This window comes from Streptomyces sp. BJ20 (assembly GCF_022869105.1).
GTDB lineage: Bacteria > Actinomycetota > Actinomycetes > Streptomycetales > Streptomycetaceae > Streptomyces > Streptomyces griseoincarnatus.
The window spans coordinates 2,404,242-2,418,266 of the sequence record NZ_CP094918.1; the positions used below are offsets into that span (position 1 = coordinate 2,404,242).

The window sequence follows — 14,025 nt, forward strand, 5'->3', positions numbered from 1 at the left end:
GCGTGCCCGTCAGCGTCGGCGGGCACCGCACGCACGGTCTCGTGTGTGACGTGATCATTTCCTGTGGTGACCCGGTGTGTGGGCGTGTAGCGTCTGTGTCAGCTGTCGTGGTTCGGAATTCCCTGCCCGCGCCTTTGGTGTGGGCGTTTTGCTGTGCTGTGCCGCAGGGACCAGGACGATCACCTCCGTCTGCCACATGGAGTGGGAGGCGTTCATCGACTGGAAGGCATGAGGCATGGCAACGGGAACTGTGAAGTGGTTCAACGCGGAGAAGGGCTTCGGCTTCATCGCCCAGGACGGCGGCGGCCCGGATGTCTTCGCGCACTACTCCGCGATCAACTCCACCGGCTTTCGTGAGCTCCAGGAGGGCCAGGCCGTGACGTTCGACGTCACCCAGGGCCAGAAGGGCCCGCAGGCCGAGAACATCAACCTGGTCTGACCTCGCAGACCTGCCCGAGAGGTTGCGCACGCCGCGGCAGGTGGCCGCGCGGCAATTGCTGCGCGGCCACCTGATCTGTGGAGGCCCGGGGCCGTTGCCACTTCGGCTTGAACCTTCCTGACCTCAGTCGCTGCAAGCGTCGTCGGGCACGGGAGCCGCGTGTCTGGCGCGGCTACCGTGCAGCTCGGAGGAGCCGACCGCTCAGACGCTCGTCCAGGCGTCGAGGAAGGCTTTCCGTCCAGCCGGATCGTCCGACCTGCGGTCTGCGTGCAGGACGCGCCAGGCGCTGAGCTCGAGATCTCGGAGCCACAGTTCTCCGATGACCTGTGTCTTGAGGTCGGGCAGATGGTCGGACTCGACGAGGGCCTGACCGATCACCTCCCCGGCCGCGACGCGCTGGGGCGGGGTCATCTCATCGACGGCCGAGAGGATCTGCCGGGCCAGGGCAGTTCCCTCTCCTGCCAGCGAACGAAGCACCGGATCCTTGATGTTGACGGGCAGCAGGTACGCGGTGCCCGAAGACCTCCACAGGTCCGACCAGAAGTGCTCTCCTGCCGCGGTGGGGGCAGGCAGCGCGGCCAACAGCCCGAGGAGATGGCCGGTGGCCGCATAGCCGTCGGAGTGGGCGGCTGCGACCACTGCGACGCCGGCGACGCCCTCCACATCGAGCCGGCCCGCCTCGAGATGCGGAGCCAGGTCCAGTTGGTGTTCCAACTGGTCTGCGAGCGCGGTGGATATGTAGGGGCGGACCTCAGGAAGCATCGGCGATCCTTGCGCGTAGGCGAGCGGAGATGCCCGTTCGTAAGCCCTGATCGTTCCCAGGACCAGCCGTTCTACTCGGCTTCGGCAGGCCCAATTGGCGGTAGGTCAACGGGGCAGGAGTTCCCACGGTGGCGAACCGGCTCAGGCCCGGCGACGTGACTCTGTTCTGGACCGACCTCCCGCCATGTGTCCGGGTGAGGTTTCCTAGCATGACCGCATGGTTGCCAGTGACGCCCAGGAGCCCGGGGGAGGACGAGAAGCCGTGTCCCGCGACGCCGCCGAAGTTGAATGTGGTCACGTCGTGTCAGCGCGTGCGGAGCGCCGTGCGGACGGGCTACCCGACGAGTCACCAGGCGACCAGGCGGGGAAGGGGGCTCACCCGGTTACTGCTCTGGTGGAGCGGGTGGCCGACCTGGCCGAACCGGTCAAGCCGAAATTGCGTGGCTGGCTCCATGCCGGAATGGTCCCCGCCGCACTGATCGCGGGCGTCGTACTCATCTGCCTGGCCGGTACTCGGCAGGCGGTCCTGGCCTGCGCCGTGTACTCGGTCACCGCCTGGCTGCTGTTCGCGACGAGCGCCATCTACCACCGTGGCACCTGGGGACCGCTCGGCGAGGCTCTTCTGCGACGCCTCGACCACGCCAACATCTTCCTGATCATCGCCGGCACCTGCACCCCCCTGGCCGTGCTCCTCCTCCCGCCCGAGCAGCGGTCCGTGCTGCTGTGGATCGTCTGGACGGGAGCGTTGGCCGGCATCGCGTTCCGGGTCCTGTGGGTCGGAGCTCCGCGCTGGCTGTACACCCCGTGCTACCTGGCCCTGGGCTGGGCGCCGGTAAGCTACCTTCCCGACTTCCTGCACACCGGCGGAGCAGCCGTAGTCGTCCTGATCGTTGTCGGCGGTCTCCTGTACAGCGCGGGCGCGGTCGTCTACGCCCTGCAGCGGCCCGACCCCTCACCCCGCTGGTTCGGCTATCACGAGGTCTTCCATGCCCTGACCGTGGCAGCGTTCACCGCGCACTACGCCGCCATCTCCCTCGCCACCTACTGACCGCGCCGGGTTCGGGCTCGCGCCGCTTGTCACACGCGTTGCCGCGTGTTGCTCCGGGACGGGCGGGGCGGTCCCTGGGCGTCCCCCTGCTTGAAATCCGCCGCGGTCCTGTCTGCAAGTCGGCTGTTTTCCGGGATGCGGCGCTTGGTGGGGCAGGGGAGGGACAGAGGAGCGAGAGAAGGCGAGACAGCGGTCTTCAGTTGACCTGCGATGGTAGGCGCACCGTGTTCGAGGCGGAAGACATGAGGGAATGGCGGGGCCACGACGTGCTCGACCATCAGCGGCAACACACACGTTCAGGGAATCCGAGCACGCCGTGATCGATACCGGAGGGGACCCTGACAGCTGCCTTGAGAAGCTCTCAGTCCTCGTTCCCGTACGTGCTGCTCCGCCCCGCACGCCAATCTTCGGCGCCGTCGACTTCAGCCAGGCCGCATGCCTACTCGGGTACCGCGTCACCGGCTGCGCCGCCCGACCCGTCTTCGCGACCGTCGCCCCCTTCCCGTACGCCGACGAAGTCGTCGTGGCGGGTTCCGCAGCATCCTCTTCCTGCGCGGTGAAGGTAACCGGCGACGAGATCACCACCCTGGACATCAATCCTGCCGAGCAAGACGTCGGCGATGCGGCGGCCTTCCTCCGGACACCACCGAGTCCCCCTGGGCGGAACCGACGCCCGGACGCCGCAGTGGGCATGGCGTCCTCCTCCGGCGCTGCATGGACAGGCGGCCATGTGCATGACTGTGGGTGTGCGGTCTCGACGGGGAGCTTCCGGGGGTGCTCGCTCGTCCGACGAGTCTGCTTGTTTGTTCACAGGCGGATGACGACCAGCGCGACGAGCGCATGCGAAAGTCGATTGGGTCGATTCCGATCGGTGCCGTACAGTTCACCGTACCGACGCGGGGTGGAGCAGCTCGGTAGCTCGCTGGGCTCATAACCCAGAGGTCGCAGGTTCAAATCCTGTCCCCGCTACTCAAACGTGAAGGCCCGGCATCCACCGGGTCTTCACTGCGTGTCTCGGCGACGCCTGAATTCTGGTTCTGGATCACTTTCCGTGCCAGGGCCACGGAGGGTCACCGAAACCGCGATCATGAACGGCCGTGGCTGATGTCCTCCTCCAGGACCTGTGGTTCCACCAGGTCGAAGGTGTCATGATCGAAAACGTCGTGTCCTACGGCGAGTTGGTGGCCGTACGGGCCCGGACGGCTGCAGAGCGAGCCGCCTGTCCGGCGTGCGGAGCATGGTCGTCTCGGGTGCACAGCCGATACGTACGTCGGCTCGCCGACAGCGCGGTCGGCGGGCGCCCGGTACTGATCGAGTTACAGGTGCGGCGCTTCCGTTGCGGTCAACGTCCCTGCAGGCAGGCGACGTTCGCCGAGCAGGTCGACGGGCTGACCGTCCGGCAGGGCCGACGCAGCACCGGGCTGCAGAAGGTGCTGGAACGCCTGGCGGTGATGCTGGCCGGCCGGGCCGGCGCTCGTCTGTCCCATGCTCTGGCGGCCGGGGTGAGCAGGTCGACGCTGTTGCGGTTGATCCGTCGCCTAGGGCCTGTCCGGGCGATCACGCGTCCCGTTACGGTGGCTGCGCGGAGGGACATGATGAGTGCCGTGGAAATGAGCCGTGCGGAGGCGGTCGCGCTTGTGCAGCGGATCATGGATATGGATTACGGCTCCGACGACGAGGTGGCCGGTTGGCTGGACAGGCTCGACAGAGCTCTGGTGTGTCCCTCCGGTCACGTCAGCGGCTTGATCTTCTGGCCGCCGGAGCGGGACCTTTCGGCTGATGAGGTGGTCGATCAGGCTCTGGCTTATCGGCCTATCGCTTTGTGAGTCCGGGACTCAACTTCGAAGCCAGATCAGCAGAGCTGCGGTGGTTGCGGTGCCGAGGAAGATATAGCCGCGCTTGTCGTAGCGGGTGGCCACGGCCCGGGACTGCTTCAGCCTGTTGATCGCTCGTTCAACGGTGTTGCGCTTCCTGTACCGCTCTTCGTCGAAGCCTGGCGGCCGTCCGCCACGTGAGCCTTTGCGCAGGCGGGCGGCCTGGCTGTCGGTCTTCTCCGGGATGGTGTGCCGGATGCCGCGGCGCCGCAGGTATTCGCGGCATGGGCCGTTGCTGTATGCCTTGTCGGCCGCGATGCTGTCGGGCTTCGTGCGGGGCCGGCCCGAACCGGTTCTCGGGACGCGGATCTTTGCCAGCACCGTCTGGAACTGGGTGCAGTCCGCCCGCTGCCCTGCGGTGATGACGAAGGACAGCGGGCGGCAGCGGCCGTCGGCGCTCAGGTGGAGTTTGCTGGTGAACCCCCCGCGCGAGCGGCCCAGTCCCTCACCTCCCGGACCACCTCCACCAGCCGGGCGAGCAGGCTCTGCCAGGCTGTTTCGCCCTGATGTTCTGGCCCTTCGGCCCCCTTTGAGGCAAACGCTGGCGGCGGTTCGGTTCGGGCACCGGCCGCGTGCTGATGAGCCCGCACGATGGTGGAGTCCACTGAGATGTCCCAGTCGATCTCACCCTCGGCGTCAGCCGCGGCCTGGACCTGCTGCAGCAGACGCTCCCACGTGCCGTCGGCTGACCATAGCCGGTGGCGTTCATAGACGGTCTTCCACGGCCCGAACCGCTCGGGCAGATCCCGCCACTGCACCCCGGTCCGAACCCGGTGCAGAATCCCGTCAATCACCTGCCGATGATCCCGCCACCGGCCACAACGCCCATTGCTGACTGGCAAGAACGGCCGCAGCCGTTCCCACTCTGCATCCGTCAGATCTCCCCGCCCCATGCCCACAACAACGACCCGGGCACCGGGCAGTCGCATGATCGACCGGACAGGTCCTAGCTGATCCCGAGACGTCGGCACCGCGGGTGCTCGGAGTGGATGACTTCGCGCTCCGCAAGGGACACAACTACGGCACGATCCTGATCGACATCGAGACCCGACAGCCCGTCGACCTGCTGCCGGACCGGACGACGTCGACGGTCGCCCGATGGCTCGCCGACCATCCCGGCATCGAGGTGATCTGCCGCGACCGCTCCACCGCCTATGCCGAGGCCGGACGCCTCGGCGCCCCGAACGCCATCCACGTCGCGGACCGGTGGCACATCTGGTCCAACCTCGCCGAGGCCGTCGAGAAGACCGTCGTCCAGCACCGCACTCTGCTGCGTGAACCGCACGACTCCGCCACGTCCCAGGTCACTGCGGCCATGGAGAACGCGGCGAACCTCGATCAGTCCTCTCCCACCGGGCCGAGGACAACCGGCCGACTCTCCGACCGCGTCCGGGAACAGCACACGACTGTCCACGCCCTACTCGACCAAGACATCGGCCTGCGCACGATCGCCCGCCAGCTCGGGCTCGCCCGCAACACCGTCCGCCGCTACGCGAATGCGGCGAGCGCAGACGAGCTCCTGGTCGGCCGGTGGGCCGGCCGCACCAGCATCCTCGACCCTTGCAAGCCCTACCTCCATCAGCGGTGGGCCGAGGGCTGCACCGTCGCCCGCCGCCTGTTCGAGGAAGTACGCGAGCGCGGTTACCCCGGCGGCGAGAACGTCTTGAAGAAGTACGCGGCCAAACTCCGCGAGAACTTCCCGCACGACCCGCCCCGCAAGGCGCCATCCGTGCGGAACGTGACCAGCTGGCTTACCCGCTACCCCGACCGCCTCACCGACGACCAGGCCCAGCAGCTCAAAACGATCTTGACCCGCTGCCCCGGACACAACCGCACCGCCCATCACGTCCGCGCGTTCGCCGAGCTCATGAACAACCGCCAGGGCAAACACCTGGACCAGTGGATCACCAGCGTGACGGCCGACGACCTGCCCGCGCTGCACACCTTCGTCACCGGGCTCGGTCAAGACCTCGACGCCGTCGTCGCCGGCCTCAGCCTCCGCTACAGCTCCGGCGCCGTCGAAGGCCACAACAACAAGATCAAGATGCTCAAGCGGCAGATGTTCGGCCGGGCCAACTTCGACCTGCTCCGCAAGCGAGTCCTCCTCAGCGCGCGAGGCCGTTCATGATCGCGGTTTCGGTGACCCTCCGTGGCCCTGGCACGGAAAGTGATCCAGAACCCAGGTTCAGAGACCGCCGACAACCTCTTTCCCGTGCGCAGGGCGGCCTGTCGGGTCATGCCTCCTCCTCCGCGTCAACGGCGAGTGCCCGACGTCGCTCAGGCAAGTGGCATGCGAGCGATGCGGGGCATTCCAGTCCGGTCGCATCCCGGCTCCCGGGTGTTGCGTGAGCGATCCGGGAGCGGATGTTTCCGTCGTTCCCGATACGTGGTTGGGCTCGAACCCGGGGGATACCCAGGAGTCATGGGGTTCGGCAGTGTGCCCCACGAGTGAGCCGTCTGCCGTGGTCACGAACCATCGGCAGGCGGTGCGCCCGGCCGGAACGCGGCTGCCCGCGCCACATCGTTGTTGTGCTCACCTTCGAGGGGCGGCGTAACTGGTTGTGCGGCTGGCTGGAGATCCACCGGCGTCACCGGGAAGAGCGGGCCCTCGTCGGCGCACCGGGGATGGGCCGACTTCTTTCGGCGGCTGCCGACGGCCGACGGCCGGGCTTCGTGCTGCTGGTCGCGGAGACGACCCTGCTGGTGGGGTGCGTCCTCGGATTTCCGGTAGGTCCCGAGGCCCCCTGCGAGCGAGGGTTGCATGAGAGCGTCCAACGCCTGACCGGCCGTACCGGGTTCCTGGCCCTGGGGGACACCGGGAGCATGCCGGGCGCGTGATCTGGCGGCGCCGGTCGCTGAGTCGGCTCTCCGGGCTGGTGCCGATCTGCTGGTGACCAAGCACGCGTGCGCCGATCTGTTCTTCCGGACCCGCCGCGGCGAACGAACAGCGTGGCGGGGTGCGGCTGAGCGCACCGTTGGTTTCGGCCGTGAGGCGACGGGGCCCGTCAGAGCTGCCGTGCCTGTCCGCCTCCCGTATCGATGAGGATCTGCGCCGCCGTACTGGGATTGCCTGCCACGACGGCCTGGGCCATCGCCGCGCGGGCGGCCTCGGGTGTTGCATCAGGCGGGACCACCAGCAGTGAGAACAGGTCGTTCTCGCCCTGGGTGATCAGGACGGTGTCGTCGCTCACCGGGAACGAGTCGATGTGCACCACCCGGTCGGCGACGACGATTCGCGTCGGCAGCCCCTCCCAGGCCGCGGCGTCCAGCCCGAGGCGCGTCAACGGGCCGAGGTGTTCGGTGAGGGCGCTGAGCAGCGCGGGCAACTCCGCACCGATGTCGCGCGACCTCGGCCACCACGCCCCGTCCAGCACGCCTTCCCGCGATGCCGTCGTCTCGAGCCGGAGCAGCGCGCATCCGGGGCGTATCGCCGTATGAACGCCACCGGGCAGATGGCGGGAACCGGAGGAGGTGCCGGAGTCGGTCATGAGAACCAACCGTTCAGGGGTCCGGGACGAACGCTCTGTTCCGCTCGCCCCTGACCACGCTACTCCTCGCTGGGGCACCGGCGTCGCCGGGAACGGCGGTGACAACCCGGCATTCCGCCGCGGAAGGCCGCATGCGCGCAGTCGGGCGGGGCACCCGAACGCGGGGCGCCATGAGCGAGGCCGCAGGGCCGGCTGCCTGTCGGCGTCCGCAGGGCCGGCCGCAAGCCTTGAGAGCGCCAGACATGACGACACTCCGCGATCGCAGGGTCTACCGCCACGCAGTCCTGCGGTGCCTGTACGGCGCCATGGAGCGCAACCGTCCCGAGGTCAGCGGGACGGCACTCCGTGAGCAGCTCGGCCTGCCCGACGACGACCTCGGCGCAGCCTGTACCTATCTGGTCGACGAGGGCCTGATCATGGTCGACTGGACGTCGCACGGGACTCCTGCCACTGCCTCTCTGACCCATGAGGGCATCCGGGTCATGGAGGGAGAGGAAGAGTCCGACGAAGCCGGACCGCAGGGGTGAACCCGACACCGCGGGCACGCTGCGAGCGCTCCCTCACCGGCGGCCTGCACCCTGACACTCAGGCCGAGTCGGCTCACGGGCGCAGACGCACGCCGCGGGACAGGATGCACAAAGGCAGGGTCCTGAGGTAAAAGTCGAACTGTCGTCCTCGCAGTTCCGCTCCGGCACGGGTGACCGGGGCGGGAGACCCGCTCCCTGGGATGTGATCACGATGGACAGCCCTCGCAATGGCGTTCCGGTGCGGACCGAAGTGCACACGGTCCCGGGGCGGGAAGGTTTTCTGAACGAGATCGGTGAGTTGCGGGCGGAAATCAGTCAGTTGCAGGAGGCCGTCGTCTCTCACGCCGTGGTAGACCAGGCGATCGGGGTGGTTGTCACCCTCGGTGGCCTGCGCCCCGACGAGGGCTTCCAAGTGCTTCGAGAAGTCTCACAGCACACCAATGTCAAGCTGCGGCAGGTTTCCGAGCAGATAGTGGACTGGGTCCACAGCGAACGGTTGTCCGACGAGATCCGCGCTGCTCTGGACAAGGCACTGGCCACCGTGCGGTCCACCTGACCACGGCACAGTTCCGCCGCCCGCTGTCTGGAGTTCCGGACGGTGAAGACGAGCCGGGAACCACCGCACACCTTGGCCAGGACTGATCCCGAGGAGCCTGCCGTCGCAGGCGAGTGGCTGCTCTTCGGTCACGTCCCTGCCCTGCCCCGACGAGGACGGCACCCGTCGAGACGACAGGCTGTCGAGAGCTTCGGCTCTCGCTGCCTGAAGGGGAGGCGCCGTCGTCCCGACTTCTCATCGGGTTCGGGCCCGAGCAGGGCAACCGCGTCCGCGATGCCGGACTGTGGCCCCTTCACGATTGACGCCGACGGCGGCGGTTCCCAAGCTGGTGGGATGGGCTGGTGGAAGGGACCACGGGTCGTGAGTGATGAGCAGAGTGGACTTCCCCGATTGCTGACGGCAGCGGAGACGGCGGCGCCGGCGGACGCCGTCGACGTGATCGCGGAGGATCTGCGACGGCGTTTCGACGCCACGAGGGTCTCCTTCCTCATTGTGGACCTGACAGGAAGAGCGGTGGCGCGGCTGTCCACCACCGCCGCGGAGAGCGAGCGGGAGACGGAGCGGATCCCCCTGTTCGGCAGCGTCTACGAAAAGGTCATCCGCACCCAGCGGCTGTATCAGGAGGCGACCGGCCAGGGGCAGCGGGTGATCTCGCCGGTCACCAACCGGGGGGATGCGATCGGGCTGCTGGAACTGCTCCTGCCGACGGCCCCGGGCGAAGACGTCCTCGAAGAAGTCGGGGAGGCCGCTCACATCCTGGCTTACGTCGTGATCGCCAATGGGCGCTTCACCGACCTCTACACCTGGGGGAAACGCTCCAGGCCTCCCACGCTGGCGGCCGAGATCCAGTACCAGCTACTGCCTCCGTCACTGTCGTGCGAGGCTGCGCAGTTCACCCTCTGCGGGAACCTTGAGCCCTCCGAGGACCTCAGCGGGGACTCCTTCGACTACTCACTGGACCGTGACACCTTGCATGTGTCGGTGACCGATCCCATGGGCCACGACATCGACGCCGCCCTGGCCGCCACAGTCCTGGTGGGTGCCCTGCGCGGCGCCCGCCGGGCGGGAGCCGGCCTGGCCGAGCAGGCCCTGCGTGCCGACCAGGCACTGAACGACCACGGCCAGGGCCATGCCACCGGACAACTCCTGCGGGTCGATCTCCGGACCGGGCGGGCCCGGCTCGTCAACGCGGGGCATCCCTGGCCACTGCGCATGCGTGGGGGCGCTGTGGAGATGATCACCTGCCAGGTGGACCATCCCTTCGGGCTGTCCGAACTGACTCCCCGGCCGTACCGTGTGCAGGACCTCGACCTGCGGCCCGGTGACCGTCTCCTCATGATCACGGACGGCATGCTCGAACGCCATGGCGAGAAGGTCGACCTGCCCGCTCTGCTGGAGCGCACCCGCGGCCTGCACCCGCGGGAGACCACACTGGCGATGACGTCCGCGATCCGCGACGCCGCCGACGGCCGGCTCGAGGACGATGCCACCGCCGTGTGCCTGGACTGGCACGGCCCCCAGGAGACCCAGCGGCATGTCAGTTCCGGCGCGGATACGCTGCAAGCCTCAGCCGTGCGTACGAAGCAGCAGCCTGGGTGACTTGTACCGCCGGACAGCTCCGCACCACGAGAACGAAACCCCGGCCGCGGGACCGGAACGCGGGGCCCACCCGGTCTGTGCTTCCACCATCGTCTGGACCTCAAGTTGCCACGTGTGCCACAACACCGAGGTACGGGACAGATAGCACGCTCAACCCACTCGGTGTACTCCACCCGGGCGCACTGTGCGGTCCGCCCGCTGTCGTCGGTCGCCCCGGTGGGCAGCGGGCGGACCGCACCGGATCAGCCCACCGGCATCACGGCTGGTCCCACGATGGCGAGGCGGGCCCGAACGCCCGGACGTCCGGTGCTTTCGAGCTGTTCGAGGGAGTACGGTGGGGTTACCGGGGGTTCTTCGCGCACCGGCTCCGTACCGGTGCCGTTCCCGGTGATCGACAATTCCGGGTCCGTACGGCGGTTCCCGGGGACAGGTCCGCGCCATGACCGTGACCATCGACCGCACGGCATCCACCGGGCGCGCCCCGTCGCCGCGGGCCCGCGTATCCCTGACAGCCGCACCGGGCAGCCTGGACGGCGTGTGGTGGCCGCGCTCCCGTGCCCTCACCCGTGAGCTGCCGCCCTTGGCGGACGCAGTGGGCGGCGCCTGGGGCCGCATCACCGGCATCACGGTGAGCCCCTCCCACTGGCCCGTCATCCCGCGTTGGGTGTCCCTGGCCGGGCGCACCGTGCGGGTGGACTGGTCGGCCGAAGGACAGGACCCGCACAGGCTGACCCTGGTGTCCTCCGGTGGCCGTAGGGACATGCTGGTGATCCCGCCGGAGACCGGAGCGGTTGCCGCAGCGCAGCTGATGGGCCCTGCCGCCGTGGTCCCGCACCGGGAGCGTGCAGTGGACGCGGCCGATGCCCGCAGCCGAGAGGAAGCGTGGGAGACCGACGGTGGGGCGGGCCGCGCGTCATCCCGGCCCGGGCGCAAGGGACCGGCCGCGGCACGGCGACCGGCCGCGGCACGGCCTCCGGGCGCGGCACGGCCTCCGGGCGCTGGAGGTGAGCGGTCATGACGGTTACAGCCATCACTGTGGTCGCGCTGCTCTTCCTGATCGCCGTCGGAGGCGTTCTGATCCACCGGCTCAACGTTCAGCACGGCGAGCGGATCGCGGCCTTCCCCTACAGCGACGCCCTGCCGGGGGTAGGCCGCCGGGCCCGGCGGCATCGCCGGTCGGAGGCGGACGTGATCGCGGCACCCACGAGGGAGACCAGGGATCGCGGCGCGGGCGAGGACGACCGGCGACGGCATGTCATGGCGATACTGCGCGAGCGGCAGGCATACCGTGAGAAGGTCATGCGAGCTCTGCTCCGAACTGCCGGAGGAGATGGCCAAGGCGGTGTCGACGGAGCGGAGCTCCAGGACGACCTCGGTATCCCCGAGCGGGACTTCCTCGTCGCCTGTACGTATCTGGCGGACGAGGGCTGGATCATCGTGGACCGAGGGCCCGGCGACAGGCCCACGACGATCAGGCTGACGCCTCGGGGAGTCGGATGGCCGCGGGCGGGAACGGAGCGTGCGGCTGAGCCGGCCGCCCCGCAGTACGCCCCCGAGTGAGCAGGCTGCGGGGGCCTCTATGTCTTTCGTCAAGGCACCCCTGTCGGGTTTGGGGTGGTTTGGGGTTGCTGAGGTTATGCGGTGAGCTCGACGTCTTTCGGTGTCCGGGGTTCGTAGAAGGTGCCGTCGCGGAGCATGGCGAACAGGACGCTGATGCGTTGACGGGCGAGTCGGAGGAGGGCTTGGGTGTGGGTCTTGCCGCGGGCTCGCTGGCGGTCGTAGTAGGTGCGGGAGGCGGGGGCGGCGTTCATGCAGGCGAAGGCGGACAGTCACCATGGCCCGACCCGGGTCCCCCGGCAGCGTCGACGTCCTCGGCGAGTGCGTCGCCGACATCTTCGAGGATCGCGACCGGTCCGATCCCGATGGTCTGGCCCTACGGGCGCTGGCCGGTGGAGGCCCGGCCGACACCGCCGTCGCCCTCGCCCGGCTCGGCACCCCCACCCGCTTCCTCGGACGCTTCTCCAACGACGCCTTCGGCACCCTCTTCCGCGCCCGCCTCAACGCCTCCGGCGTCAACCTGACCAGCAGCGTGACCACCTCCGAGCCCAGCACGCTCGCCGTCGCCGACCTCGACGCGACCGGCCAAGCCACCTATGGCTTCTATGCCGACGGCGCCGCCGACTGGCAGTGGACCGACAGCGAACTCGCCGCGACGCGGAACGACGACGCGGTCTGCCTACACACCGGTTCTCTCGCGCTGATCCGCCGGCCCGGCGGCAGCCGAATCGAGGAACACCTCGCTCAGGTGCGCGAGCGCACCACCGTATCCATCGACCCCAACGTCCGCCCCCTGCTCGTACCGCCCTCCGCCTACCGCGAACGGCTGCACCACTGGTGCGCCGTCGCCGACATCCTCCGCCTCAGCGAAGACGACTGCACCTTCCTGGCGCCCGGTGCCGGCCTCGAAGAAGCCTGCGACACCTGGCACACCGCAGGCGCCCGCCTCGTCGTCATCACCCTTGGCGGACGCGGCGCCCTCGCGTCCCTCGACGGTGCGCGCGTCACCGTCCCAGCCCCTCCTGCGGTGGTCATCGACACCGTCGGTGCCGGCGACTCCTTCACCGCGGGCCTGCTGCACCGCCTTGCCGATGCCGGACACCTGGGTGGCCGCCTCGACGAACTGACCCTCGAAGACGTCGCTGATGCCTGCTCGTTCGCCGCCCAAGTCGCCGCCCTGACGGTTTCGGTCCCCAGTGCGAATCCACCCTGGGTGGACGATCTCGCCACTGCGGTTCGACGCTGACCGCAACGTTGGCGCCGTTCGCCGGCAACGCAGCTGACCGTGACCCGGCCCCGGTTCGAGATGTTTCCGCTCACCGGGGGCGATGGTGCGGCCCACCCGGTAGGGCGCCAGCACTGTGACTCCGGGAAGGGCTGCCTGCCGTCCACCCCCGTCGCAGCGGCCTACGCCCCAGCAGACACCAACTACTTCCCCGCCCCGGGCCCGCCTCGTGAGGGAAACAGCTATTGCTCGTCGAGGACTCCGGGGGTGTCGTGCAGGACCACACTCTGTTGCAGCGGGATGCGTCCCATGCCGATGTCGTACATCGGTGACGTCTTGTCGCCGATGCCGAAGGAGATGCCGAAGAGCAGCTTGAGGTCGTCTCGGACGCCCAGCGACGCCCGGACCGTGTCGGCGTACACGCCGAGGACGGCCTGCGGGATGCCGTGGAAGCCTCGTGCGGTCAGCGAGAGCAGGAAGTTCTGGGCGTACATGCCGATGTCACCGGCCGTCCGGACCCCGTCGCCGAGTTGTGGCATGAAGAGCAGGGCGACGTGGGGCGCATCGTAGAAACGCAGGTTCTCGCGGATCACTTCGTTCCTGCCCTCCATGTCGGAGCGCGCTATGCCTCGCGCCCCGTAGACACGGGCGCCGTGCTGATAGGACCGCTCGAGGTAGACGCCGTCGCCGTAGTCGCCGGTGAAGTCCGCCGAGTCCCGGCCGTCCTCGTACGCCTTGAGCAGTTCCTTGCTCAAGGCGTCCCGGGCGGCACCCGAGACTATGTGCACCGTCCAGGGCTGGGTGTTGCTGTTCGAGGGGGCGGTCTGCGCATCCTCCAGGACGCCGCGGATGTCCGCAGGGGACAGCGGCGTCGGCCGGAACTGCCGCGGGGAGTGCCTGACGCGTACGAGTTCGGTGAACAGGGAGGCGGTGGTGGACAAGAGGTTCCT

General features: G+C 68.8%; 13 protein-coding genes, 1 tRNA gene and 3 pseudogenes. 12 read left to right on the forward strand and 5 right to left on the reverse strand.

Annotation, left to right across the window (positions count from 1 at the left end):
• The first annotated feature begins 235 nt into the window (after positions 1 to 235).
• Positions 236 to 439: a cold-shock protein gene (locus MTR79_RS11005; RefSeq protein WP_055495910.1), complete on the forward strand. Its 204-nt coding sequence runs from the start codon at positions 236 to 238 to the stop codon at positions 437 to 439.
• 201 nt (positions 440 to 640) lie between these two features.
• Here the strand turns inward: MTR79_RS11005 and MTR79_RS11010 are convergent, their stop codons facing one another.
• Positions 641 to 1,201: a hypothetical protein gene (locus MTR79_RS11010; RefSeq protein ID WP_244789948.1), complete on the reverse strand. Its 561-nt coding sequence runs from the start codon at positions 1,199 to 1,201 to the stop codon at positions 641 to 643.
• A gap of 217 nt (positions 1,202 to 1,418) precedes the next feature.
• On the opposite strand from MTR79_RS11010, the gene MTR79_RS11015 reads away from it, so the two are divergent.
• The 4 genes and pseudogenes from MTR79_RS11015 to MTR79_RS11035 all read left to right on the forward strand — a co-directional run bounded on the left by MTR79_RS11015 (position 1,419) and on the right by MTR79_RS11035 (position 4,075).
• Positions 1,419 to 2,249 carry a hemolysin III family protein gene (locus MTR79_RS11015; protein ID WP_244789950.1) on the forward strand — a complete coding sequence of 277 codons (831 nt, stop codon included), beginning with the start codon at positions 1,419 to 1,421 and terminating at the stop codon, positions 2,247 to 2,249.
• Positions 2,250 to 3,144: 895 nt separating this feature from the next.
• Positions 3,145 to 3,218, forward strand: a tRNA-Met gene (locus tag MTR79_RS11025).
• 179 nt (positions 3,219 to 3,397) lie between these two features.
• Positions 3,398 to 3,577: pseudogene (locus MTR79_RS11030) on the forward strand (transposase family protein); the annotation flags it as partial.
• Positions 3,578 to 3,844: 267 nt separating this feature from the next.
• Positions 3,845 to 4,075 (forward strand): e9imm peptide, encoded by a 231-nt coding sequence (locus tag MTR79_RS11035; protein ID WP_225641042.1) that lies wholly within the window; start codon positions 3,845 to 3,847, stop codon positions 4,073 to 4,075.
• A gap of 9 nt (positions 4,076 to 4,084) precedes the next feature.
• Here MTR79_RS11035 and MTR79_RS11040 read toward each other — a convergent pair.
• Positions 4,085 to 5,016, reverse strand: a pseudogene (locus MTR79_RS11040) (IS5 family transposase).
• A gap of 92 nt (positions 5,017 to 5,108) precedes the next feature.
• Here MTR79_RS11040 and MTR79_RS11045 point away from each other — a divergent pair.
• Entirely contained in the window at positions 5,109 to 6,251 is a 1,143-nt protein-coding gene (locus MTR79_RS11045; RefSeq protein ID WP_244789952.1) for a transposase, read from the forward strand.
• 877 nt (positions 6,252 to 7,128) lie between these two features.
• Here the strand turns inward: MTR79_RS11045 and MTR79_RS11050 are convergent.
• A complete protein-coding gene (locus tag MTR79_RS11050; RefSeq protein ID WP_189557645.1) occupies positions 7,129 to 7,611 on the reverse strand; it encodes a DUF5994 family protein in 483 nt (160 codons plus the stop codon).
• A gap of 242 nt (positions 7,612 to 7,853) precedes the next feature.
• Between MTR79_RS11050 and MTR79_RS11055 the strand changes: the two genes are divergently transcribed.
• The 5 genes from MTR79_RS11055 to MTR79_RS11075 all read left to right on the forward strand — a co-directional run bounded on the left by MTR79_RS11055 (position 7,854) and on the right by MTR79_RS11075 (position 11,853).
• Positions 7,854 to 8,138 carry a hypothetical protein gene (locus tag MTR79_RS11055; protein ID WP_189557644.1) on the forward strand — a complete coding sequence of 95 codons (285 nt, stop codon included), beginning with the start codon at positions 7,854 to 7,856 and terminating at the stop codon, positions 8,136 to 8,138.
• 211 nt (positions 8,139 to 8,349) lie between these two features.
• Complete coding sequence (locus tag MTR79_RS11060; RefSeq protein ID WP_189557643.1) at positions 8,350 to 8,694, forward strand: ANTAR domain-containing protein; 345 nt, start codon at positions 8,350 to 8,352, stop codon at positions 8,692 to 8,694.
• A gap of 333 nt (positions 8,695 to 9,027) precedes the next feature.
• A complete protein-coding gene (locus tag MTR79_RS11065) occupies positions 9,028 to 10,293 on the forward strand; it encodes a PP2C family protein-serine/threonine phosphatase (RefSeq protein WP_244793121.1) in 1,266 nt (421 codons plus the stop codon).
• A 439-nt stretch (positions 10,294 to 10,732) separates the two neighbouring features.
• Complete coding sequence (locus MTR79_RS11070) at positions 10,733 to 11,311, forward strand: DUF5994 family protein (protein ID WP_244789954.1); 579 nt, start codon at positions 10,733 to 10,735, stop codon at positions 11,309 to 11,311.
• Entirely contained in the window at positions 11,308 to 11,853 is a 546-nt protein-coding gene (locus tag MTR79_RS11075; RefSeq protein WP_244789956.1) for a hypothetical protein, read from the forward strand. The genes MTR79_RS11070 and MTR79_RS11075 overlap by 4 nt, the downstream gene beginning before the upstream one ends.
• A gap of 74 nt (positions 11,854 to 11,927) precedes the next feature.
• Here the strand turns inward: MTR79_RS11075 and MTR79_RS11080 are convergent.
• Positions 11,928 to 12,122, reverse strand: a pseudogene (locus tag MTR79_RS11080) (IS110 family transposase); the annotation flags it as partial.
• A gap of 5 nt (positions 12,123 to 12,127) precedes the next feature.
• On the opposite strand from MTR79_RS11080, the gene MTR79_RS11085 reads away from it, so the two are divergent.
• The gene (locus MTR79_RS11085; protein WP_244789958.1) at positions 12,128 to 13,096 is read left to right on the forward strand and encodes a carbohydrate kinase; all 969 of its coding nucleotides are present in this window, start codon (positions 12,128 to 12,130) and stop codon (positions 13,094 to 13,096) included.
• 221 nt (positions 13,097 to 13,317) lie between these two features.
• On the opposite strand, the gene MTR79_RS11090 is transcribed toward MTR79_RS11085, so the two are convergent.
• On the reverse strand, positions 13,318 to 14,016 hold the full coding sequence (locus MTR79_RS11090) for a nitroreductase (protein WP_244789960.1): 699 nt from the start codon (positions 14,014 to 14,016) through the stop codon (positions 13,318 to 13,320).
• Between the last annotated feature and the right edge of the window lie 9 nt (positions 14,017 to 14,025).